Source organism: Candidatus Caccoplasma merdavium (genome assembly GCA_018715595.1).
In the GTDB taxonomy this organism is placed as follows: Bacteria; Bacteroidota; Bacteroidia; order Bacteroidales; family UBA11471; genus Caccoplasma; species Caccoplasma merdavium.
Genome location: DVLI01000007.1, coordinates 81,532 through 105,129, shown reverse-complemented (window position 1 = coordinate 105,129; position 23,598 = coordinate 81,532). Strand labels below are relative to the sequence as shown.

Genomic DNA, 23,598 nt, shown 5'->3' with positions numbered 1-23,598 from the left:
ACCCGGGCACTATATCTCGTCGGGCTCGTTGAGTTTCTCGCCAATGAAACGAGCCGCGAGCTCCACATAATCGGCACACGGGCGACGCTTGTAATAAGCCTCGGTACGCTCCGACGGCACGGGCGAGTCGGGACCTTTGCCCAACCCCAACAATTCCCGGCAGATGATAGAGCCGTTTTCGCGGCGGAACCGCTCGGCCAACTCCTGCACCGCCGTGTAAGAACGGGTCTTGGCCGCCTTGTCGTCGGGCGTGGGATTGGGATATTTCAATCCCGTAAGCATAAACGCCGCGCTCACGGCTCCACACACTTCGCGCAAACGTCCCATGCCGCCGCCAAGCGGGGCCACCAACGTCGCAGCCACGACCGGATCGAGACCATACAGGTCGGCATAAGCCAAAAATACCGATTGGGAACAGTTATAACCTTCTTTGAAAAGTTCCCGGGCATGACGGGCACGCGCTTCTACATCAATTTTTTCCATATGCAATTACCATAAAACAGGTTCGATGCCGTGAGCCACGAGATATTCGTTGGCGCGGCTGAAATGGCGGTTTCCGAAAAATCCCCGATGCGCCGAGAGGGGCGACGGGTGGGGCGACTGCAACACCAAGTGGCGGGAGCGGTCGATAAACTCGCCTTTGCGCTGGGCATACGCCCCCCAGAGGATAAAGACAAGATGCTCACGGTCCTGTGCCAAACGGTGTATCACCGCATCGGTAAACTGCTCCCACCCCTTGTTCTGGTGCGACCCGGCCTGATGTGCCCGCACCGTGAGGGTGGCATTGAGCAGCAACACCCCTTGATGTGCCCACCGGGAAAGGTCGCCGCTCATAGGGATAGGGGTGCCGATGTCGTCGTGTATCTCCTTGAAAATATTCTGCAACGAGGGCGGAAACGGCACTCCGTCGTTTACCGAGAAACAAAGGCCGTGGGCCTGACCCGGCTCATGGTAGGGGTCCTGACCGAGAATGACCACCTTCACCTTGTCGAACGGACAGGCATCGAAGGCGGCAAACATCTGGCTCCCGGGCGGATAGACACGCGTCGTGGCATACTCGTGACGCACAAAATCGGTGAGTTGGGCAAAATAGGGGGCATCGAACTCCGATTGCAGCTTCTCTCGCCAACTCTCCTCGATACGGACATTCATTTTTCAAAGATTTAAATCGTTTCGTTTGGCAAAGCTACAAATAATTCTTACTTTTGCCAACCGAAAAGGCCCCGTAGTTTAGTGAATAGAACGTCAGATTCCGGTTCTGAAGGTCACAGGTTTGAGTCCTGTCGGGGTCACTACGAGAAAGCGCCTTGCAAGAGCATGCTCTTGCAAGGCGCCTTTTTTACGTCATTTTTCGACAGGCAGCCGGCCACCGCTACACGGAGTCGCCCGCCTTTCGGCTGGCAGAAACGACACCCCCGTCACGGGCAAGGCGACACGTCCCGCTCCCATCACATGCGACAACGGGAGTACCCGACAAGACGGTCGTAACGGGCTCCTTGCGGACGGTGATATACCCGCAACTGGTACTCGTTGCGGGTTTCGTAGAAATTGCCCTCTATGGGTGCGGCATCGGCCTTGGTGCCGGGACGTTGCAAAAGATAGCGGTAATTATAGGCTCCTTGTTTGAGCAACATGACTTTTTCGTAGGCCCGCGTCTCCGCATTATAGGTCATGCGGGTCGTCTCGTCACGGCGTCCGCGGGTAAACTCGCCATCGATATAAATCTCCCCGTCGACCGGAGCTCCCGTCGCCAAGGTGAAATGCACCACGAAGTAATCGGCCTCGGTGTCGGCCTCTTCGCTTTCGTCGGTGCGAATAAAGAAGCGCCCGTTTTGCGTCTCGTCATAAGCGTACATGCCTCCGGCTCTCGGCTCGTCGGGACGCAACAGGGCATGGTAATAGGGGTCGAAATAGCGCATGCTCTCGACACCTATCGTGTTGTAATGCCGCGAGACCGTCTCGAAACGGCGATATTCGTTCCCCGCCGGGAAAATGAGAGCCGGCACATGGGCATACTCGATTTCCTGGTTGCGCACATACAACGGCTGCGGCAGCAGCACGCCGGTCTCGTCGACATTGGCGGTCACATAGGCTTTGACTTCTTCGCGCGGGTTGCGTATCTCATATTGCGGATACATCACCTTGAACGAGAGTTGCTGGTGCGCCTTGTTATAATCGACATCGGTGCGGGTGGTTATTTCACAAGCGATGGCAACGAGGTTCTCGGTGAGAGAAAAACAGGCGGTAAGCAGCAACGAGTCGGGATTCCCTTCGGGATAGACGAGCAAGGCGTAATTGCCCGAGACGCGGAACCGCAGGTCGTCGTTGGGCAAGGCTATGCGGTAGTGCACATAGTTGCAATAGGTATTGAACGAGAGGGCGTAATCGTCGACCGGCAAACCGTTGAAACCGTTAAGATATTCGACCTCGGAGAGCAGCGAAGGCGTCCAGTCGGCATTGCAATGCACCACCCGGTAATAGAGATATTGCGGGTTGTCTTCGAGCATGTCGAAGGAAACCACGACTCCGTTGTCACTGCCCAACAACGCCACGGGAGGAGCAAGGCGGTCGCCCGAGAGGCGCACCTGCAACGTGTGCACGCTGGGGTTGAATACTTCGGTACGATAAGGGCGGGCAGCCGACAGGCCGGTCAAAGCCGCCACCAGAAGAACAAGGGAAAAGATATAACGCATAAGACAAGTTTACTCCGACAGATTCTTGTGCCGGGGACAAGCCGGACGTATAAGACCGGCCTCCGGCGGTAATAAAAAGGCTACGGCGTCACCACTCCACGACCACCGCCGCCTCACCGATTTCACCCGGAATGGGGGGCGTGAGCTTGGCAATGCGCAGACGTCCGCCCGAAACGGCAGGGAACGTGCGAGTGAGCGCCCGGCAAATGCGGCCGGCCACATGTTCGAGCAGCAACGAAGGGGTCGCCATCTCGGCCGCCACAAGCGCATAGAGGGCGGCATAGTCGAGGGTATCTTCGAGGGCATCGCTCTCCATGGATCTTTCTATGGGGCAATCGACGCGCAACGACACCACATAATCATTGCCCACCCGACGCTCTTGCGAGCCGACACCATGATAGGCAAAGAAACGCATCTCATTCAGTTCTATCGATGTTTTCATATTTCCAAGGCATGATTTACTCACAAAGATAAAGATATTATCGAGACAACCATGCAAGCACCCCACCCGTTTATCCTCCCCCACGATAAAAAGGAGGGAAAAGAGCCGCTTTCCCTCACGTCCTGTCCCGGCGGCGCCCGCCCCGGGAGGGGCACGGAGCAATAAAAATGTTTCGAGGCGCAGTTCCTGCAAGGAGTTTGATTACAAAAGGCATAAGACGACTTCACAAATCTTTTTGACGGAAAAGCGTGTTATTCTGTCGGGAAATTGTATTTTTGCATAGAAACTTGTTTTTAGAAAAACGATATGAGCAAAGAGACATCAAACGGAATGGTCCACAATAATTTCTCGGTCAATACCGCCATCGTAGGGAACATCAACGCCGGCAGCGACATACGCATCGACGGTTCATTGCAAGGAAACATCGAATGCGCGGGGAAAGTCATCATCGGCGAACAGTCCCATATACAGGGCAACATCATGGCCGCCAATGCCGAAATCAACGGCAAGGTCAATGGCAATCTCACCATACAGGACACCCTTACCCTGAAAGCGACCTCGACCGTCGAGGGCGACATCACCACCCAGATACTCATCATCGAACCGAAAGCCGTACTCAACGGCAGCTGCAAAATGCAAGACCCCAAACGAGCCGGAAAAGAAAGCAAATAAGTACCCGGAAGACCGGTCTTTTTCCTTGACGGGAACCGGCTCGGGGCACAACGTCACAGAACCATCACCCCCACCAACGGAGACCGTTCTGTTTTTTTAGCCGGCCGGCCGGACCGAGATGCGGGCAATTCCCGGCAACCGAACGCCGACAGACAAGAATTTCCATAAAAAACATCGACCCATGATCGAATACATTCGCGGCGAAGTCGTCGAACTCACCCCCACCCTGGCCGTCATCGATTGCCAAGGCGTAGGCTACGGCCTCAACATCTCACTCACCACATACAGCACGCTGGCCGTCGGCCGGGAAACTCGCTTGTATGTCTACGAAGCCATACGCGAAGACGCCCATCTCCTCTACGGATTCATCGACCGCCGCGAACGGGAACTCTTCTTATTGCTCATCTCGGTCTCGGGCGTGGGTCCCAACACCGCCCGCATGATTCTCTCCTCTCTTTCTCCGGCCGAACTCGAACAGGTCATTGCCTCGGGACAAGTGAACCTGCTCAAATCGGTCAAAGGAATCGGGGCAAAAACCGCCGAACGCATAATTGTTGACCTCAAAGATAAAATAAAAGCAGGGGGTGATACGTTACTTATAAGCCACACGACCCAACAGCAAGAGTTGCAGGACGAAGCCGTCGCCGCCCTGGTGATGCTGGGATTTGCCCAGGCTGCCTCCCAAAAGGTCGTGCAGAAGCTGCTTAAAGAGAACCCGGCCCTGAAAGTCGAAGAGGTCATAAAAACCGCACTGAAAATGCTGTAACCTCTCCATCGGCGGCCGGAAGAGACTAAAAAACGTTCGCCTCACGGCGGCCGCTCGATGATGGGAAAGAGAATTTTTTCGATATATATTCTTTTGGTTATAAGCGGGATAAGCCTTTATTCCGCTTTTGCCGCATCACAGGCTGTCCGTCCCGCCGGCCAAACGCCGGCAAGCGACACCATACCCCGCACGCCGTCTCGGTTCCCGGTGGCCAAGACCTCGATAGAGACCTTCGACGACCTGCACACACTCCCGCCGGCCGACCTGAAAACACCCGAAAACGTACATACCGACTTCGAATACGACGCCAAGACCAACTGCTACGTCGTACGCACCAAAGTGGGCGACATGACGGTCTCGACCCCCTTCATGCTCACAGCCGACGAGTACAGCGACTACACCTTCAAGAAGTCGATGCAGGAATATTATCGCGCCAAGAATGCCGAGAATTTTGCCAAAGGAGACAACGAGTTTGACTTTCTCGACATGCAATTCAACGTGCAAGCCCTCGACAAGGTATTCGGCCCGGGCGGCGTGAGACTGAAAACCAGCGGGTCGATGAGCCTCACCCTGAGCCTCGTCACCAACAAAATCGACAACCCGGCCCTCGCCGAGAGCGCCCGCAAGAAAACCTACTTCGACTTCGACGAGAAGATACAGGCCACCATCAACGCCTCGGTGGGCACGAAGGTGGGCTTCAACATGACCTACAACACCGACGCCACCTTCGACTTCGACGCCCAGAAAATGAGCCTCAAATACGAAGGCGACGAAGACCAAATCATCAAGACCATCGAGGGCGGCAACATCAGCATGACCACCGGCTCGACCCTCATTCGGGGCGGGACCTCGCTCTTCGGTCTGAAAACCACGCTGCAATTTGGCAAACTCACCGTTACCGGCCTCGTATCGCAACAGGAGACCGACTCCAAGACCGTAAGCAGCGAAGGGGGCAGCCAGACCACCGAATTTGAAATCGGAGTCGACGCCTACGACCAAAACCGGCACTTCTTCCTGGCCCACTACTTCCGCGACAACTACGACCAGTTCATCGCGCGGCTGCCCTACATCACCTCGGGCATCACCATCAACCGCATCGAGATATGGGTCACCAACAAACAGGGCTCCTACGACAACGCGCGCAACATCGTTGCCTTTGCCGACTTGGGAGAGACCCAGGCCGGCAACCTGGCCAGCGACCACTGGACGACCAGTGGCGCACAATACCCGACCAACTCGGCCAACTCGCTCTACAACGAAATCATCACCTCCTACCCCGATGCCCGATACATCAACCAGGCGACACAGGCACTGAGCCCCCTCGAAGCCTATGGCATCTACGGCGGAGAAGACTATGCCAAGATAGAGAGCGCCCGGTTGCTCTCGTCCTCGGAATACACCCTCAACAGCCAGCTCGGTTATGTGTCGCTCAACAGCCAACTCACCAGCGACGAGGTGCTGGCCGTGGCCTTTGAATACACCAAGAACGGGCAGACCTACCAGGTGGGCGAGTTTGCAAGCGACATCACCGACACCGAACAGAGCCTCTATGTGAAAATGCTCAAAGGGTCGACCGTCACCAACAAGAAACCCATTTGGCACCTGATGATGAAAAACGTCTATTCATTGGGCGCCTACCAGGTGGAACAAGAGAACTTCCGCCTCAACATCTACTACCAAAACGACTCGGTGGGCACCAACACCGCCTACCTGCCGGTGGGCAACATCAAGGAAAAGACCCTGCTGCAAGTCATGAACCTCGACCGGCTCGACAACAACCAGGAGACCAACTCCGACGGTATCTTCGACTACGTCTCGGGCTACACGATACTCCCCTCGTCGGGGCGCATCATCTTTCCCGTGGTCGAGCCCTTCGGCTCCCACCTGCAACAAGCCATCGGAGGCCCCGAAGGTGCCCGCTACGCCTACCAGGAGCTCTACGACTCGACCCTCACGGTGGCCAAGCAGTTTGCCGACAAGAACAAGTTCATACTCAAAGGCGAATACCAGGCATCGAACAGCGCCGAGATACACCTCAACGCCTTCAACATTCCGCGCGGCTCGGTGCGCGTAACGGCCGGCGGCGTGACACTCACCGAGAATGTCGACTACACGGTCGACTACAACATGGGTGTCGTAACGATTCTCAACCAGAGTTACATCGACTCGGGCACCAACATCGACGTCTCGTTCGAGAACCAAAGCCTGAGCATGCAACGCAAAACGCTGGTAGGTCTCGACCTCAATTACGCCTTCACGCCCGACTTCAACCTGGGGCTCACCCTCATGCACATGAAAGAAAAAGCCCTCACCGAGAAGGTGAACATGGGCAGTGAGGTGCTCAACAACACGCTGTGGGGATTCAACACCTCCTACAACACCGAGTTCCAGTGGCTCACCTCGTGGCTCAACAAGATACCCACCGTGACGGCCACCGTCCCGTCGCGGCTGTCGCTCACCGCCGAGTTTGCCCAGCTCATTCCCGGCGAAAAGAAAAACGCCTCGACCCTCTCCTATCTCGATGACTTTGAAGGGTCACAGACGACCATCGACATACGCACGCCCTACTCCTGGACATTGTCGGCCACCCCGTCGATGTTTGTGGAATCGGCCCTGTCGAACAACCTCGACTACGGCAAAAACCGCGCCCTGCTCGCCTGGTATTACATCGACCGCATCTTCACGCAACGCAACTCATCGGCCACCCCGGCACACATCAAAAACGACCTCGAACAACTCTCGAACCACTATGTGCGCGAGGTCGAATACACCGAGGTATTCCCCAACAAGGAGCTCAACTACGGCGAGTCGTCGGTCATGCAGGTTCTCAACCTCTCCTACTATCCGCAGGAACACGGGCCCTACAACACCGACGCCCAAAACATCGACGAGGAAGGGCACCTGCTCAATCCCGAGAAACGGTGGGCCGGCATCATGCGCAAGATGGACATCACCGACTTTGACAACTCCAACATCGAGTACCTGCAATTCTGGCTCATGGACCCCTTCCTCTACAACGAAGACGGCAGCAACAAGGGGGGCATGCTCTACTTCAACTTCGGCGAAGTGTCGGAAGACATTCTCAAAGACGGCATGAAGTCCTACGAAAACGGCCTTCCCATCAACAACGACACCTCATACCTCTCGACCACGGTGTGGGGACGCGTCTCGCGGCAGCAATCGCTCACCTACGCCTTCGACAACAGCAGCGGCGCCCGCGTGCGGCAGGACGCAGGTCTCGACGGCCTCTCCGACGAGGACGAGCTCAACTTCTCCTCTTACCAAGGATTTGTCGAGGGTCTCCGCGCCAAACTCTCGGGCACGGCACTCAACCGCATGCTGGCCGACCCCCACTCCCCGCTCAACGACCCCGCCCGAGACAATTACCAATACTTCCTGAGCGAACGGTTCAATGAAGAAGAAACCGACATTCTCACCCGGTATAAATACTACAACGGAACAGAAGGCAACTCACTATCTTCCAGCGAAGTCGACGACCGCTACTACCAGTCGTCGCGCAGTGTCCCCGACGTCGAGGACATCAACCAGGACAACACGCTCGACGAGTATGAGCGCTACTACCAGTATGCCGTGAAAATCACCCCCGAAGACTTGCAGGTGGGAAGCAACTACATCACCGACATGCGCACCGTGACGGTACCGCTGCGCAACGGCGAGTCATCGACCGTGCGCTGGTACCAGTTCAAGATACCCTTGCGCGACGACAGCGAAGACGCTTCGCACGAACCGCGCCAGACCGTAGGCTCGATACAAGACTTTTCGAGCATACGGTTTGCCCGCATTTTCCTCACGGGCTTCAACAAAGAAACCCATCTGCGCTTTGCCACGCTCGAACTGGTGCGCGGCGAATGGCGTACCTATGAATACAAACTGCACTCCGACATCAGCGGCAGCAGCAATGCCCCCGCCGAGGGCGACATCGACGTGTCGGTGGTCAACATCGAAGAGAATGCCGGCCAGACGCCCGTCAACTATGTGCTCCCCCCCGGCGTGACCCGCATCATCTCTCCCGACCAGTCGCAGATCACCCAACTCAACGAGCAGGCCATCTCACTCACCATCAGAGACCTGCCCTCGAAAAACGCCCGTGCCATATACAAGACCTCCGGTACCGACATGCGCAACTACAAACGGCTGCAAATGTTTACCCACGCCGAGCAGCTCATCGACGATGATACTGACCTCAAAAACAACGAATTGTCCATCTTCATACGCTTGGGCTCGGACTATTGCAACAACTACTACGAGTATGAGATACCCTTGCAGCTCACCCCGGCCGGCCGCTACAACACATACAGCTCGGCCGACCAGGAAAAGGTGTGGCCCGAGGCCAACATGTTTGACTTCCCGCTCGAACTGCTCACCTCCCTGAAACAGGAGCGCAACGTCGCCCAGAACACCAACGGCTCGGGAGTGAGCAGCACCACCCCCTATTCGAGCTACGACCCCGACAAGCCGACCAACAAGATTACCGTCATGGGTAACCCGTCGCTCTCCAACGTGAAAACCATACTCGTGGGCGTGCGCAACAACTCGGGACGCAAGAAAAGCGCCACCGTGTGGATAAACGAACTGCGGCTCAAAGGCTTCAACGAAGAGGGCGGCTGGGCGGCCAAGGGCAACCTCAACCTGGCCGTGTCGGACATCGCCACCCTCAACATGAGCGGGCTGGTCGAGACCACGGGCTTCGGCGGCATCGACCAGAGCCTGAGCGAACGCCGTCTCGACGACCTCTACCAGTACAACTTCGCCGCCATGGTCGACCTGGGCCGCTTCTTCCCCGAGAAAGCCAAAATCAAAGCCCCCTTCTTCTACTCCTACACGATGGAGAAATCCCTGCCCAAATACAACCCGCTCGACCAGGACATCTTGCTCTCCGACGCCCTCGAAGCCGCCGCCAACGACGCCGCCCGCGACTCGATAAAGCAGCTCTCCATCACCCAGTCGACCGTGAAAAGCCTCAGCCTCTCGGGCTTCAAGGTCGACATCAAGAGCAAAAATCCCATGCCCTACGACCCGGGCAACTTCACATTCAGCTACTCGCAAAACAAGCAGCACGAGAACGACCCGACGACAGCCTATGAGAATACCAACACCTACAACGGGAACCTCATATACAGCTACTCGCCGCTCATCAAACCGTGGAAACCCTTCGAGAAAATAAAATCGAAATCGAAAAGCCTCGACGTCCTCAAAAAAATGGGCATCAACTACCTGCCCAACAACCTCTCGTTCGGCACCAGCATATCGCGTTACTACTACGAACAACAGCTGCGCAGCATCGACGAGAGCGACGTGACCTTGCCGGTGTCGGTGAGCAAAAGTTTCCTGTGGGACCGCCAGTTCGCCATACAGTGGAACCTCCTGCAAAGCCTCTCGATGAACCTCTCGACAGCCACCAACGCCCGCATCGAAGAGCCGTCGGGAGCCGTCAACAAACAGTTGTTTGCCGAAGAATACACCCTGTGGAAAGACTCGGTAAAGAACAGCCTGCGCGACTTCGGAACCCCGTGGGAATACCAGCAGAGCTTCAACGCCACCTTCAACGTGCCGCTCAACAACATACCCTCGCTCAACTGGATAAGCCTCTCCTCGACCTACAACGCCACCTACAACTGGAATCGCGGAGCCTCCATTGACGACACCACCTCGGTGGGCAACAGCATCAGCAACCAGGGGCGCCTCTCGGTCAACGGACGGTTCAACTTCGAGACCCTCTACAACAAATCGAAATTCTTGAAGTCGGTCAACCAGAAATTCAACAACCGCGGCAGCAACAGCCGCACCCCGCAAAAGCGCAACCGCTACCAGCGCACCATCACCCTGCGCGCCGACACCTCGACCCTGGTAAAGCACAACCTCGACAGTAAAAAGCCCATCGTATCGGCCACCCTCAAAGGCAAAGTCTACCCCATCGAATACAAAGTCGTCGACGCCAACACCATACGCGTCGAGACACGATCCGACGAGCGCATCATCATCACGGTGCTCCCGGGCAAGCGACGCGAAGAAAACAAGTGGTACCAGGTGGGCATGTATGCTACCCGTTTCGCCATGATGCTGCGCAGCGCCAACATACAATACAGCAACACCCGTTCGATGACACTGCCGTCGTTCGCGCCCTCAGTCGGCGACATGCTCGGCCAATCGACCGGTTACGGCGCCATGGCGCCGGGGTTGGGATTTGCCTTCGCCACCGTGGGCAGCGACTACATCGACCATGCCGTCGAGAACAACTGGCTCATGACCCAGGACTCGTCGCTCATAAGCCCGGCCATACACAACCGCACCAACGACTTGCAGGCCGACATCGTGCTCGAACCGCTGAACGGGCTCAAAATCACCCTCAACATCGCACGCAGCCAGAGCCACAACAACCAAATCTACTTCATGTACGACAACAAGCCCACCATACAGGGCGGCAGCTTCACCATGACGCACATGGCCCTGTCCACGGCCTTCAAGAAACTCTCGGCCGAGAACGGATACCAGTCCGACGCCTTCGACCAGTTCCTGCAAAACCGTCAGATTGTCGCCAACCGCCTCGAAAGCAACTACCGCAACACCTTCTACCCCGCAGCCGACTTCATCGGCGAAGCCAACCTGGCGGGACAACCCTACAACACCCTGTATGGCGGCGTCAACATCAGCTCGGCCGACGTGCTGATACCCTCATTCATCGCCGCCTACACCGGAGGCGACGCCCGTACAATCGACCTCACCGCCTTCCCCTCGTGGACGCAACTTATCCCCAACTGGAAACTGACCTACGACGGATTGTCGAAACTGAAAAAGATGCAGAAAGTCTTCAAGAGTTTCATCATCTCCCACGCCTACAAATGCACCTACAACGTCAACAGTTTCTCCTCCTACCTCAACTGGGTGAGCATCGGCGGCGATAGCGACATGGGATTTGTCAAAGACTCACAGACGGGCTATCCCGTACCCTCATCGCCCTACGACATCTCATCGGTCACCATCATCGAGAGCTTCTCTCCCCTGCTGGGCATCGACTTCACCCTCAAAAACAACCTCTCGGGAAGCCTGGCCTACAAAAACAGCCGCAACCTCAACCTGAGCATCTCCTCGGTACAAATCGTCGAAGCCGTCACCCAGGACGTGACCGTAGGCATCGGCTACAAAATCACCGGCTTGCGCGGCTTCTTCTCGGGCAAAGGGGGGAAACAAGGCACATACAGCAACGACATCAACCTGCGGGGCGACTTCTCCTTTGCCAAGACCCACTCCCTCATACGCCGCATCGAGCAGGAATATACCCAGGCCACAGCCGGAAACAAAGCCATCAACATGAAATACTCGGCCGAGTACAAACTGAGCCGCTACATCACCCTGCAAGCCTACTACGACCTGCAAATCACCACGCCGCTCATCTCGTCGAGCAGCTACCCCACCCTCAACAGCGACATCGGCATCACCATCAAACTCGACCTCGCCCGATGACGGGAGTTGTCACCCGGCCCCACAGCAACAGACCTCTCCGCTGTCGCGACCGCCTCATACGAAAGAGGGGAGAAACCCTTCCGGGTCTCTCCCCTCCTTGATACCGGCGTATCGGTCAAAGATTGAATGAAAAATCTTTTTTTGCAAGTTCTTGCATATATTGGGCATTGAGCGATTCATAATCGAGAAAATGCACTCTTTGCGAAATGGCGCCAAAAGCAGAGCACCTTATTTTTTGCAAATACTCCTCTTTCCGCCGCTTGTCGGCCACGATAACCATTCTCGCATTAAAATCTTGCAGGTCGCTGTATTTCAACAGCGAATTTTGTATGTCGGTCGAATGTTCCACTTCAAAAAGCGAATCGGGCATGCCCCGGCCGTTTATCCACACGACGTCGACGGTAGAGCATCGCTTTACCATGTGTGGGTATGAAAAAGAGGGCAACCCGCCAAGACTGGAAATCTCACTCAACCGCCGGCCATCGGAGAAACGATGGTTCTTGTCCTGATGAGGAGAGTAGGTGCCAAGACCACGGAGATTGCCTACCTCCAACAACAGTCCTTGGTAATAGGTATGGGTAAACAACAGATACGCTTTCGAGTCTCTGTTTTTATCAGTTTCAACCATGAAGCCATTCTCTTCGTTGATGTGTCTCATTTTTTCCAACCCATACAATCCCGGCTTTATTTTGTATATTCCTTTTGTCGTTTGTACGATGCGCCGAATACTGGCAAAAGGGGTTTTTGTTTCCCACTTGCACGCTTCTATTTTAAAAACTTCTTGATTCAACTGCCCGAGGGTGGCTACTCCACCCAATTTTTCGATGGTCTGTATTACGGCTTCGTATTGTTTCATAATCGCAAAAATATCAAAACTCCCTCCAACCGGAGTCTTTTTGAGAATGATAAGAAGCTCTTATCTGCTTGTGAATAACCTCGCCGGGGTCAAGAACAAATTCTCCCGACTTGTAATTTATGATAGCTGCATCTATGGCACGCTCCATCGACTCGGCTTCAACCTCAAAATCTTTTACCACGGTCTCTTCGATGGTGACTGTATATTTCATGGCCTTGGTCTCAACTCAAATTAAAACGGTAAAAAAGGAAAGAGGGGTACGCTCCTATCGCGGAGCCCCCTCTAAACCTTATTTTTGTGCGGGATAGGGATTGTCGGCGAGCGATTGCAGTACCTGACGCTCGGCGTCGGTGAGCGACTTGCCGCGACGGGCCATCATGCGCTGGGCCATCTCCATGACCTTTGCCACGGGAACGGAGGTGAACCCTTCGGCTCCGCCCTGCACAAAGGAGTCGATGACGGTGCAGGGGAATCCCGGCCCGTAGACGTTGGCGCCTACCCCCACAACGGTGGCGGTGTTGAACATCGTATTGATGCCCGAACGGGAGTGGTCGCCCATGAGCAGTCCGCAAAACTGCATGCCGGTGGGTTTGAAGCGGTGCGAGACATAATCCCAAAGCTTGATTTCGGCATAGTTGTTTTTGAGGTTGGAGCAGTTGGTGTCGGCACCGAGGTTGCACCACTCGCCGATGACGGCGTTGCCCAGGTAGCCGTCGTGGCCTTTGTTGGAATAGGCTTGCATGACGACATTGCTCAACTCTCCTCCCACCTTGCAATAGGGACCAAGGGTGGTGGCACCGTAGATTTTGGCATTCATGTTCACCGTGGCATGGGTGCAGGCGGCAAACGGGGCGCGTATGCACACGCCTTCCATCACCTCGGCGTCGCGGCCTATATACACCGGGCCGTTGTTGACGTTGATAATGACGCATTCGAGCTTGGCTCCCTCTTCGATAAAGAGTCGTGGGGTGCCGTCGGGGAAAGTCGGTTCGCCCACGAGACGGCACGACTCGGGCAGCGGTTGCGAAGTGCGGCCGGCGGTGAGAAGGCGGAAGTCTTTTTCGAGTTCCCGGCCGTTCTCCCTGAAAATGTCATAGGCCGCGGCGATGCGCACGGGCACACCGGTATAGGTGAGCGTGCGAGCGTAACGGGCCGATTGCATGTCGCTGCATGTCCCGCAGAAGGCCAACAGGCGGGCATCGGCATCGAGCAGGGCCATACCGGGCGTCAGAGCCGTCACGGCGGCCAGCAGTTCGGCATCGGGACAGAGGTTCCCGGCAATGAAGAGGGCCTCATCGGGGAGTGCCGGATATTTCACGGCCAAGTATTCGGCCGTGAGAGCCGTGTAGTCTCCCGGAATGTAATGTTGCCATTTTTCCTTGATGGTGAGAATACCCACCCTCACGTCGCTCACCGCGCGGGTGAAGGTGATGGGCAAGCAGGCGCAATGCACATCGCGGGTATCGAAGAGGACGATATTTTTCATATACTACGCATTTATAAGTTCGGTTTTTGTTTTTTGTCACGGGAGGGGAGAGGGCTTTCCGGCCGGGGATTACTCCTCCTCGTCGCCTCCGGGAACGTGAAGGATAAAGGTGGTGCCTCCTATCGAAACGACATCGGCCGAGTCGAGACGCACCTGGTCGCGTTTGCCCAAACGGTCTTGCCGCAAATAAGTGCCCGAACGTGCAGAACAGTCGCGGAGGGTATATACCAACTCGCCATTTTTGTTGCGACGGACATTGATGATGCAATGGCGGCGTTCGAGGTCGGCATCGCTGCTCTCGATGGCAATATCCACGTCGGTGCCCTTGTTGCGTCGGCCTATCACGTTGTCGCCAAGGGCCAGCGGGAATTCCTGCCGCTCGCAACAGTTGTTTTCGAGCACGACAATCTTGCCGCAATCGGCGGTATCGGGCTGACGGACAATCTCTTCATAGGAGAGCGAAAAACTTTTTCCACAATGCGGACAGACCAGGAAGAGCGACTCTCCGGCGCGGCAACGTTGCTCGTCGAAAGTCACATGGCCGTCGCAGCGGGGACATAAGACTCGTTTCATAGGGACATAAACTTTTCTACAAAGTTAGAAGATATTCGGCAGAGAAACAAACGCTCGGCAAAAGAGAAGAAAAAATCGGTTTTTCGTGGCGGAATGATTGTTTTTTTTGCGCTTTGTCGTATCTTTGTCAACAACAGGTGCAATGCGACCGTACGCAACAAGCCGTTGCCCCCATGGTAACCGGGACGGCACGCGGCCCACAACAAGTCGGCACCCCCTGCCGGGCCCGCCCGCAACAAACAACAACCCTCTCCGGAGAGTGGCCGCAACAGCTCCCCGGGCGTATAAAATAGAGTTTTTATGAACGAACAAATCAAACAAATCGCTTCCCGACTGAAAGGGCTGCGCGAAGTACTCGATCTCACGACGGCCGATGTGGCCGCCGTGTGCGGTATCGAACCCCGGGAATATGAACTAATGGAATCGGGCAACATCGACATTCCCGTGAGCATCTTGCACCAAATCGGGACCCACTACGAGATAGACCTCACGGCACTGATGTTTGGCGAAGAACCCCGCATGAACAGCTACTTCCTCACCCGCAAGGGCATGGGCGCCAGCGTGCAGCGGACCAAAGCCTACAAATACCAGTCGCTCGCCGCCGGATTCATGAACCGCAAGGCCGACCCCTTCGTCGTCACCGTAGAACCCAAAGACGATGCGACCCCCATCTACCTCAACACGCACCCGGGACAGGAATTCAACTACATTCTCGAAGGCCGCATGACCCTGCAAATCGGCAACAAGCAACTCACGCTCAACGAAGGAGACAGCATCTACTTCGACGCCAACCGCCCCCACGGCATGAAAGCGCTCGACGGGAAACGGGTACAATTCCTTGCCATCATCTTTTAATCATCATCAACCCCATGTTAGAGAAATTTCTGAAACAGACGAAATTTTCCTCGCAAGAAGATTTCATCAAAAACTTCCACATAAACGTACCCGAGAATTTCAACTTCGGATACGACGTCGTAGACGAATGGGCCCGCATCGCGCCCGACAAAAAAGCCCTTTGCTGGACCAACGAGGAAGACCACCACATCGACTTCACCTTTGCCGACATCAAGCGCGAAAGCGACAAGACCGCCTCGTTCTTCCTGTCGCTCGGCATCAAACGCGGCGACATGGTGATGCTCATACTCAAACGCCGCTATGAGTTCTGGTTCTCGATTATCGCACTGCACAAAATCGGAGCCGTGTGCATACCCGCCACCCACCTGCTCACCGAGAAAGACATCATCTACCGCTGCAACGCGGCCGACATAAAGATGATTGTCGCCGTAGGCGAAGAACCCGTCATCGGGCACATCAACCGCTCGGTCGCCGACTCCCCCTCGCTGCAATACCGCGTGTCGATAGGCCCCACCATACCCGAAGGCTGGCTCGATTTCCATGCCGGCATCGAAGCCGCCGCCCCCTTCGAGCGTCCCGCCCTGGCCAATACCAACGACGACACCTCGCTGCTCTATTTCACCTCGGGCACGACCGGCAACCCCAAAATGGTAGCCCACGACTTCACCTACCCGCTGGGACACATCGTCACCGGCTCATACTGGCACAACCTCAACGAAGAGAGCCTGCACCTCACCCTCGCCGACACCGGCTGGGGAAAAGCCGTTTGGGGCAAGCTCTACGGGCAATGGATTGCCGGTGCCAACGTCTTTGTCTATGACTTCGGGAAATTTGTGCCGGCACATGTGCTTGCCATGATAGAGAAATACCACATCACCTCGTTCTGCGCGCCGCCCACCGTGTTCCGGTTCCTCATACGCGAAGACATCTCCAAGTATGACATCTCCTCGCTGCGTTATTGCACCATAGCAGGAGAAGCCCTCAACCCCAAAGTCTACGAGGAGTTTTACCGCATCACGGGCATCAAGCTCATGGAAGGTTTCGGGCAGACCGAGACCACACTCACCATCGCCACCTATCCCTGGGTCGAACCCAAACCGGGCTCAATGGGCATACCCAACCCGCAATACGACGTCGACCTGCTCACCTCCGACGGCCGCTGGGCCGAAGACGGCGAACAGGGGCAAATCGTTATCCGCACCGACAAGGGCAAACCCATCGGGCTCTTCAAGGAGTACTACCGCGACGAGGCAAAGACCCGCGAAGCCTACCACGACAACATCTACTACACGGGCGATGTGGCTTGGCGCGATGAAGACGGATACTACTGGTTTGTGGGACGTGCCGACGACGTCATCAAGTCGTCGGGTTACCGCATCGGCCCGTTCGAGGTCGAGAGCGCCCTCATGACCCACCCCGCCGTCGTGGAATGTGCCATCACCGGCGTACCCGACGAAATACGCGGCCAGGTGGTAAAAGCCACCATCGTCCTCTCGAAAGAGTACAAGGCCCGTGCCGGCGAGGAACTCATCAAGGAGATACAAGACCATGTGAAACATGTGACGGCTCCCTATAAATATCCCCGTATCGTGGAATTTGTCGACGAACTGCCCAAGACCATCAGCGGGAAAATACGCCGGGTCGAGATACGCGAAAAATCGAACCACTAACCGTCCTTGCCCATGCCCCGTTTCAAGCGCATCACCGTAAAAATAGGCAGCAACGTGCTCACCCGACGAGACGGCACGCTCGACGTGACCCGCATCTCGGCGCTGGTCGACCAGGTCGCCGACCTGCGCCGCCGCGGCATCGAAGTCATTCTGGTCTCCTCGGGAGCCGTGGCTTCGGGTCGCAGTGAACTGGACATCGAGCACAACAAGAAACTCGATGCCGTGTCGGCACGCCAGCTCTTCTCGGCCGTAGGGCAAGCCAAACTCATCAACCGGTATTATGAGTTGTTCCGCGAACACGGCATTGCCTGCGGCCAAGTGCTCACCATGAAAGAGAACTTCGCCACCCGCCGCCATTACCTCAACCAGAAACACTGCATGGAGGTCATGCTCGACAACAACGTCATACCCATCGTCAACGAAAACGACACCGTGTCGGTTACCGAGCTCATGTTCACCGACAACGACGAACTCTCGGGCATGATTGCCACCATGATGGGTGCCGAGGCCCTTATCATTCTCAGCAACATCGACGGCATCTACGACGGGAAACCCGACGACCCCGACAGCCGGGTCATCACCGAGATTGCGGCCGACAGCCGCGCGGAGTTGTCCCAATACATACAAGTGGGGAAATCGTCGTTCGGCCGTGGCGGCATGCTCACCAAATGCAACATCGCCCGCAAAGTGGCCCAGGAAGGCATCGAGGTAATCATCGCCAACGGCAAGCGCGACAACATTCTCACCGACCTCCTGTGCGACGGAGGACCCGTGCTCTGCACCCGTTTCCTGCCGGCAACCAAAACGACGTCGAGCGTCAAGAAATGGATTGCCCACTCCGAAGGGTTTGCCAAAGGGGCGCTGCACATCAACGCCGGAGCCGCCGACCGGTTGCTCTCACACCGCGCCGTGAGCCTGTTGCCCATCGGTGTCACGGCCATAGAGGGGGACTTTGAGAAAGACGACATCGTGCGGATATGCGCGCCCGACGGGAGCCCCATCGGCGTAGGCCGCATCAGCTGCGACAGCGAGAAAGCCCGCACCCTCATCGGCAAGCAAGGTGCCAAGCCGTTTGTCCACTACGACTACCTCTACCTCGACCGAGAGGCACAGAGTTGAGCGAGGCCCAATAACCACCGCACACAAGGCCATATCCCCCATAAAGAGAAAGGCCGCCCCGATGTCGGGGCGGCCTTTCCTGCAATAAACTTAAATTGGAGGATTAGATTGAGCAATCATTATGCCTTCTTGGCTGTCGTCTTGCGGGCAGCGGGTTTGGCCGGTTGCTTGGCAGCTGCCTTCTTGGCAGCGCGTTCCTCTTTGGCTATTTTCAACTCCTTCTGCAAAACCTCTATCTCGGCAGCCTGGTTACGAATGGTCGTAATCAGCGAGTTGAGCTCTTCGTTCTCAATGGTATCGGGATATTGCTCCTGTACCCGCACGATGAAGTCGCTCAACACATTCATGTAATTGGTAAATGCCTCGTAAGCCGAGTCATAGGGGCTGTAATGGCTGTGTATGGCACCATCGGAGAGGAATTTGGTACACATGTAATAGAAGTGGTCGCTGGTCTGCAAGTAAAGCCAGTCCTGTTTGAGGCGACGGTCATCGCAGAGACGCACGCGTTCGGCCACGGAGTAGAGCTTGTCGAACGCCTCGTTTTGCAACAGGTTACCCAACCAGGCGCTGGTATCGCGCTCTTCATCGGCCCACGAGATGGGATAGCTCACCGAGAGGGAATCGACGGGTTTGAGCTTGGAAATGACTTCGGTCGGGGTCGAGAAGGTAATACCCATCTGCTCGGCGAAGTAAGGCAGAGCTTTCATAAACTCGAAAATGCCGCTTTCACGGGGCTGCAACTCACCCAAGGTCTCGTAGTTCATGAAGAGGTTCACCACTTGCTCGGTCTCGGGCAGGGAGTTGATCCAACCCATGTATTTGTCGGCCGTGAGAGGATATTCGTTCCACTCGTAGTTGGAGAAGCGGAAAGTAATATCATCGCTCAACTTGTAGTTTTTGAGCAAAAGTTTCAGCTTGGGAACGGCGGTCGAGCAGTAGAGGTAGTTGGGGCTCTTCCAGCCGAGAATGTGCTTGGCACCTTCGGTGATGCAGCCTTTGAAACCCATGTCGGCCACCATGCAGGCAATCTCGTCGGAGTAAATCAACTCGGTATTGCGGAATACCTTGGGACGTTGCCCGAAGAGTTCCTCGATTTTGTCGTCGTGCTCCTTCACCTGCAAGGCAAATTCCTCGGGATCACGCAGCGAAGCCAGCGAGTGGGCATAGGTCTCCGAGAGGAACTCCACACAACCGGTACGCGCCAACTCCTTCATCGAGTCGATAAATTCGGGGACATAGATTTCGAGCTGTTCGAGAGCGACACCCGAAATGGAAAATGCCACCTTGAACTTGCCGTTGGAGTTCTTTATCATTTCGAGCAAGGTCTGATTGGCCGGCAGGTAAGAACGATGGGCAATGCGGGTGATGATCTCGTCATTGTTGTAATCGTCGTAGTAATAGTGGTCGTTACCGATGTCGAAGAAACGATAACGTTTCAGTCTGAACGGCTGGTGAATCTGAAAGTAAAAACAGATGGTTTTCATATATAGTAATCTTTATTTTCTCGAATAAAACATTTCTTTATCGCTGCATGACTTTGTGGTAGATGTCGATGACTTTTTTACCGGCATATATCCATTTGATTTCATCGACCTCGCGCTTGCCTTCTTCTTTGAGCTGCTGGTACATGGCGGGATAGGTGATGATGGAATATATGGCATCGGCCATTGCATACACGTCCCAATAGTCGATTTTGATGACGTGATTGAGAATCTCGGCACAACCCGATTGCTTGGAAATAATCGAGGGCACACCTACCTGCATGGCTTCGAGCGGGGAGATGCCGAAAGGCTCCGATACCGACGGCATGACATACACGTCACTGGCTTTGAGCATCTCATAGACCTGCTTCCCGCGCAGGAAGCCCGTGAAATGGAAGTGGTCGGAGATGTTGCGCTGGGCGGCCAGCCGTATCATCTTGTTCATCATGTCGCCACTACCGGCCATGACGAAGCGCACCCGATTGGTCTTGCGCAAGACTTGCGCGGCGGCCTCGACGAAATACTCGGGACCTTTCTGCATGGTGATGCGGCCCAGGAAGGTCACCACCTTCTCTTTGGGGTTGTGCGGCATCTGTATGGCCATGATTTCGGGGCTGAGGGGCTCCACGGCGTTGTGCACGGTCGTCACTTTGGAGGGGTCGATGCCGTATTTCTCGATGACGGTGCGCCGCGTCAGGTTACTAACGGTAATGATGTGGTCGGCCCAGTTCATGCCGTCTTTCTCGATAGCGAAAACCGTGGGATTGACATTGCCGCGGCTACGGTCGAAATCGGTGGCATGCACATGAATGACCAGCGGTTTACCGGTAATCTGCTTGGCATGTATGCCGGCCGGATAGGTCAGCCAGTCGTGCGAGTGAATGACATCGCAAGGATAGGTGCGAGCAATCACACCGGCCACAATCGAATAGTTGTTGATTTCTTCGAGCAGGTTGTCGGGATAACGACCCGAGAACTCGATGCAACCCAAATCATTGGTGTGCAAGTAATTGAAGTCGGCATAAATATGGTCTCTCAAATCGAAATATTCTTGCGGGTTCATGCAGTAGCCAAGCCGCCCGGCGACATAGTCCCACGAGACATCGCGCCATGCGACGGGTGTGTTTCCGGCACCGACGATGTGGGCAAAACTTTTGTCTTCATCACCGTATGGTTTGGGTATGACAAAAGTGATATCCATATCGCCGCACTCGGCCATACCTTTTGTAAGGCCATAGCTCGCCGTGCCTAAACCTCCCAGAATATGCGGAGGGAATTCCCAACCGAACATGAGTGCTTTCATGTGTATTTCAAGATTTAATATTACCTAATTATATATGGTTGTATTTTTTCAGCATTCGCAATACCCGCAGGATTTCGCCCACATTGGCGGCCAGGCTGATGCCTCCTCGTCCCGCATAGGGGGGATTGCCGTCGAAAAGTTCCGAAATCGTACCGATGCAGGTATTCGACATCTCCTCTTCATACCCGATAAGCATACGTTCCAGGAACGAAACGCCGCTGATGCCAAAGAGTTTGAGATAGGCGTCGGCATAAGCGCCCATGAGCCACGGACGCGACGGTCCTTGGAAATAGGCATGAGCCCGCTGTTCCTCATTGCCGACATAGATGGGCGAATAGCCGTGGCTCTTCGGACTGAGGGTGCGTATGCCCTTGGGGGTAAGCAACTCCCGCGTAACGACATCGAGGGCTTTCTTGCGCTCGCTCTTGTCAAGAGGAGAATAGTCGAGCGAGAGGGCGAAGAGCATGTTGGGCCGCACGCTCCAATCGGCGAAGTTGGCATCGACATAATCGAACAGATAGCCGTAGTCGTTGAGGAACATCTCCTTGAAAGCCACAGCCGCCTTGGCGGCCAGGTTCTTCAAGCGGTCGGCCTCGGCGGCTTTATCGGGGTCGACGAGTATCTGGTCGGCCGTGAAGAGCAGGGCATTATACCACAAGGCGTTATACTCCGACAGGTAGCCGGTGCGCGGGGTGATGGGGCGACCCGAGGCATCGACAGCGTCGATCCAGGAAATCGCGGTATCACGCCCGTTGGCATACAACAGGCCGTTGTCTTGGAGGAAAAGGTTGGCGATTTTGCCGCGCTCGATGGCCTGCACCATGTCGACGATGAACTCGCCATAACGGGCCCGGCACTCCTCTATCGAAACCATCTTGGCATATTGTTGCAAGGCCCAAATGGCCCACAAGAGGACATCGGGCTTATCGATGTCTTTAATGACCGCATCGCGTTCGCCTTTCTCTATCCAGCAACGCAGGGCTTTCTGTGCCGTGGCCATGATGGAATGGAACATCTCGACATCGTCGACGGCCAAGGTACAACCGGGCAAAGCCACAAACATGTCGCGCGCCGAGACCTTGAACCAAGGATAACCGGCCAGGAGGTAATTTTCCTTGCCCCGCTTGTAATAGAATTGCTGTGCTGAATTTTTGAGGCAGTTATAGAAACTGGTCCGACTCGTGCGTACGCCCATTTCCTTGGTGTAGAGCGAAGTGAGCGAACGGGTCTTTATCTCGCTCGTTCCGGCCGAGAAAATGATTTTTTCGCCTTTCTTTATCGGGAGCTCAAAATAGCCGGGAACATACAGGTCTTCTTTGTAATCATACCCGCGCTCCTGGTCCTTGATATACTCGATGCCTTTGTACCAGTTGGGCTGCGAGACAAATTGCACCGGCTTGTTGAACTGCATATAGAGAGTCGGGTAGCCGGGATAGAGACAGCAGCTGATACCGTTTTCCACGACATCGAAATGGCCATTGAGCTTGTCGTTGGCCATACAGAGGGCGTTGGCATTGCGGAATGCCAGGAACGGGCGGAACTGCAACGTCGTGTCGGAATGGGCATCGAGAAGGGTGTAACGAATAAGGATACGGTTCTCGTGCGAAATGAAAACCTTCTCCTTGGAGAAGATGACACCGCCCACGCGATAGGTCGTCTGCGGCACGGTCTCGCAAGTAAACTCGCGGATATACTTGTGACCGTTGGGACTGAAACAATCGCCTTGATACTTGTGCAATCCCAGATTGAAGGGGGCGCCATGCTGGATAACGGTCTCATCGAACGACGAAAGAAGCACATGGTTATCATCGTCCATCTCGGGAATGGGTATCACCAGCAAACCGTGTTGCTTGCGGGTATTGCAGTCGACTATCGTCGTACAATGGTATGCCCCCGACCGATTGGTGCGCAACATCTCTTTGGGCAGAGACTGCACCAGATTGGTCATCGCATTCTTATCAAACTTTAAATAACTCATATCTTATCTCAAAATATTATTAACTTCCTGACCGAAACAGGTAGAAATTGACTTCCGAATATATAAAATGATTTTTAATATTCCAAATTTTTACAGGAGATATTTATCTGAGAAATAACAATTTTTCAATATTTCTGTCTTTTCTTTCAAAAAAATGGCTTTTGATTGGAATTTTACTTTTTTCTTATTATTTTTGAGCGAAATTTGGTATTCAAGAAAACC

At 55.1% G+C, this 23,598-nt stretch carries 17 protein-coding genes and 1 tRNA gene; 7 read left to right on the top strand and 11 right to left on the bottom strand.

The window, feature by feature from the left end:
• Window positions 1-9 precede the first annotated feature (9 nt).
• Both IAD09_02065 and ung read right to left on the bottom strand, forming a co-directional pair.
• Window positions 10-483: a C_GCAxxG_C_C family protein gene (locus tag IAD09_02065; protein ID HIT81017.1), complete on the bottom strand. Its 474-nt coding sequence runs from the start codon at window positions 481-483 to the stop codon at window positions 10-12.
• 6 nt (window positions 484-489) lie between these two features.
• Window positions 490-1,152 carry a uracil-DNA glycosylase gene (gene ung / locus IAD09_02060; GenBank protein HIT81016.1) on the bottom strand — a complete coding sequence of 221 codons (663 nt, stop codon included), beginning with the start codon at window positions 1,150-1,152 and terminating at the stop codon, window positions 490-492.
• Between the two features lie 67 nt (window positions 1,153-1,219).
• Between ung and IAD09_02055 the strand changes: the two genes are divergently transcribed.
• A tRNA-Arg gene (locus IAD09_02055) sits at window positions 1,220-1,292 on the top strand.
• Window positions 1,293-1,448: 156 nt separating this feature from the next.
• On the opposite strand, the gene IAD09_02050 is transcribed toward IAD09_02055, so the two are convergent.
• Window positions 1,449-2,693, bottom strand: a complete 1,245-nt coding sequence (locus IAD09_02050) for a DUF5103 domain-containing protein (protein ID HIT81015.1) — start codon at window positions 2,691-2,693, stop codon at window positions 1,449-1,451.
• Window positions 2,694-2,781: 88 nt separating this feature from the next.
• The gene (gene folB, locus IAD09_02045) at window positions 2,782-3,135 is read right to left on the bottom strand and encodes a dihydroneopterin aldolase (protein HIT81014.1); all 354 of its coding nucleotides are present in this window, start codon (window positions 3,133-3,135) and stop codon (window positions 2,782-2,784) included.
• 306 nt (window positions 3,136-3,441) lie between these two features.
• On the opposite strand from folB, the gene IAD09_02040 reads away from it, so the two are divergent.
• The 3 genes from IAD09_02040 to sprA all read left to right on the top strand — a co-directional run bounded on the left by IAD09_02040 (window position 3,442) and on the right by sprA (window position 12,055).
• Window positions 3,442-3,807, top strand: a complete 366-nt coding sequence (locus IAD09_02040; GenBank protein HIT81013.1) for a polymer-forming cytoskeletal protein — start codon at window positions 3,442-3,444, stop codon at window positions 3,805-3,807.
• A 181-nt stretch (window positions 3,808-3,988) separates the two neighbouring features.
• Complete coding sequence (gene ruvA, locus IAD09_02035) at window positions 3,989-4,573, top strand: Holliday junction branch migration protein RuvA (protein HIT81012.1); 585 nt, start codon at window positions 3,989-3,991, stop codon at window positions 4,571-4,573.
• 60 nt (window positions 4,574-4,633) lie between these two features.
• Complete coding sequence (sprA, locus tag IAD09_02030; protein ID HIT81011.1) at window positions 4,634-12,055, top strand: cell surface protein SprA; 7,422 nt, start codon at window positions 4,634-4,636, stop codon at window positions 12,053-12,055.
• Between the two features lie 115 nt (window positions 12,056-12,170).
• On the opposite strand, the gene IAD09_02025 is transcribed toward sprA, so the two are convergent.
• The 4 genes from IAD09_02025 to IAD09_02010 all read right to left on the bottom strand — a co-directional run bounded on the left by IAD09_02025 (window position 12,171) and on the right by IAD09_02010 (window position 14,970).
• Window positions 12,171-12,911, bottom strand: a complete 741-nt coding sequence (locus tag IAD09_02025; GenBank protein HIT81010.1) for a hypothetical protein — start codon at window positions 12,909-12,911, stop codon at window positions 12,171-12,173.
• A gap of 13 nt (window positions 12,912-12,924) precedes the next feature.
• The gene (locus tag IAD09_02020) at window positions 12,925-13,122 is read right to left on the bottom strand and encodes a hypothetical protein (protein ID HIT81009.1); all 198 of its coding nucleotides are present in this window, start codon (window positions 13,120-13,122) and stop codon (window positions 12,925-12,927) included.
• A 78-nt stretch (window positions 13,123-13,200) separates the two neighbouring features.
• Complete coding sequence (locus IAD09_02015; protein ID HIT81008.1) at window positions 13,201-14,397, bottom strand: glucose-1-phosphate thymidylyltransferase; 1,197 nt, start codon at window positions 14,395-14,397, stop codon at window positions 13,201-13,203.
• Window positions 14,398-14,466: 69 nt separating this feature from the next.
• Entirely contained in the window at window positions 14,467-14,970 is a 504-nt protein-coding gene (locus tag IAD09_02010) for an FHA domain-containing protein (protein ID HIT81007.1), read from the bottom strand.
• A 300-nt stretch (window positions 14,971-15,270) separates the two neighbouring features.
• Here IAD09_02010 and IAD09_02005 point away from each other — a divergent pair, with 300 nt between their 5' ends.
• From IAD09_02005 to proB, 3 genes are read left to right on the top strand one after another with little or no spacing between them, the layout of a single operon-like run.
• Window positions 15,271-15,825 (top strand): cupin domain-containing protein, encoded by a 555-nt coding sequence (locus IAD09_02005; protein ID HIT81006.1) that lies wholly within the window; start codon window positions 15,271-15,273, stop codon window positions 15,823-15,825.
• A 14-nt stretch (window positions 15,826-15,839) separates the two neighbouring features.
• Window positions 15,840-17,495, top strand: coding sequence for an AMP-binding protein (locus IAD09_02000; GenBank protein HIT81005.1), 1,656 nt, complete (start codon window positions 15,840-15,842; stop codon window positions 17,493-17,495).
• A 12-nt stretch (window positions 17,496-17,507) separates the two neighbouring features.
• Window positions 17,508-18,614 carry a glutamate 5-kinase gene (gene proB, locus IAD09_01995; protein HIT81004.1) on the top strand — a complete coding sequence of 369 codons (1,107 nt, stop codon included), beginning with the start codon at window positions 17,508-17,510 and terminating at the stop codon, window positions 18,612-18,614.
• Window positions 18,615-18,733: 119 nt separating this feature from the next.
• Here the strand turns inward: proB and IAD09_01990 are convergent, their stop codons facing one another.
• From IAD09_01990 to IAD09_01980, 3 genes are read right to left on the bottom strand one after another with little or no spacing between them, the layout of a single operon-like run.
• On the bottom strand, window positions 18,734-20,098 hold the full coding sequence (locus tag IAD09_01990; protein HIT81003.1) for a polysaccharide deacetylase family protein: 1,365 nt from the start codon (window positions 20,096-20,098) through the stop codon (window positions 18,734-18,736).
• Between the two features lie 37 nt (window positions 20,099-20,135).
• Window positions 20,136-21,398, bottom strand: coding sequence for a glycosyltransferase family 4 protein (locus tag IAD09_01985; protein HIT81002.1), 1,263 nt, complete (start codon window positions 21,396-21,398; stop codon window positions 20,136-20,138).
• A gap of 28 nt (window positions 21,399-21,426) precedes the next feature.
• Window positions 21,427-23,376 (bottom strand): glycogen debranching enzyme family protein, encoded by a 1,950-nt coding sequence (locus IAD09_01980; GenBank protein ID HIT81001.1) that lies wholly within the window; start codon window positions 23,374-23,376, stop codon window positions 21,427-21,429.
• Window positions 23,377-23,598 lie beyond the last annotated feature (222 nt).

Coding starts and splice junctions, on each gene's coding strand:
- IAD09_02025 (HIT81010.1), bottom strand. CDS start 12,911: ATGAAACAATACGAAGCCGTAATACAGACCATCGAAAAATTGGGTGGA.
- proB (HIT81004.1), top strand. CDS start 17,508: ATGCCCCGTTTCAAGCGCATCACCGTAAAAATAGGCAGCAACGTGCTC.
- IAD09_01990 (HIT81003.1), bottom strand. CDS start 20,098: ATGAAAACCATCTGTTTTTACTTTCAGATTCACCAGCCGTTCAGACTG.
- IAD09_01980 (HIT81001.1), bottom strand. CDS start 23,376: ATGAGTTATTTAAAGTTTGATAAGAATGCGATGACCAATCTGGTGCAG.
- IAD09_02005 (HIT81006.1), top strand. CDS start 15,271: ATGAACGAACAAATCAAACAAATCGCTTCCCGACTGAAAGGGCTGCGC.
- IAD09_02040 (HIT81013.1), top strand. CDS start 3,442: ATGAGCAAAGAGACATCAAACGGAATGGTCCACAATAATTTCTCGGTC.
- IAD09_02000 (HIT81005.1), top strand. CDS start 15,840: ATGTTAGAGAAATTTCTGAAACAGACGAAATTTTCCTCGCAAGAAGAT.
- sprA (HIT81011.1), top strand. CDS start 4,634: ATGGGAAAGAGAATTTTTTCGATATATATTCTTTTGGTTATAAGCGGG.
- ruvA (HIT81012.1), top strand. CDS start 3,989: ATGATCGAATACATTCGCGGCGAAGTCGTCGAACTCACCCCCACCCTG.
- folB (HIT81014.1), bottom strand. CDS start 3,135: ATGAAAACATCGATAGAACTGAATGAGATGCGTTTCTTTGCCTATCAT.
- ung (HIT81016.1), bottom strand. CDS start 1,152: ATGAATGTCCGTATCGAGGAGAGTTGGCGAGAGAAGCTGCAATCGGAG.
- IAD09_02065 (HIT81017.1), bottom strand. CDS start 483: ATGGAAAAAATTGATGTAGAAGCGCGTGCCCGTCATGCCCGGGAACTT.
- IAD09_02020 (HIT81009.1), bottom strand. CDS start 13,122: ATGAAATATACAGTCACCATCGAAGAGACCGTGGTAAAAGATTTTGAG.
- IAD09_02010 (HIT81007.1), bottom strand. CDS start 14,970: ATGAAACGAGTCTTATGTCCCCGCTGCGACGGCCATGTGACTTTCGAC.
- IAD09_02050 (HIT81015.1), bottom strand. CDS start 2,693: ATGCGTTATATCTTTTCCCTTGTTCTTCTGGTGGCGGCTTTGACCGGC.
- IAD09_01985 (HIT81002.1), bottom strand. CDS start 21,398: ATGAAAGCACTCATGTTCGGTTGGGAATTCCCTCCGCATATTCTGGGA.
- IAD09_02015 (HIT81008.1), bottom strand. CDS start 14,397: ATGAAAAATATCGTCCTCTTCGATACCCGCGATGTGCATTGCGCCTGC.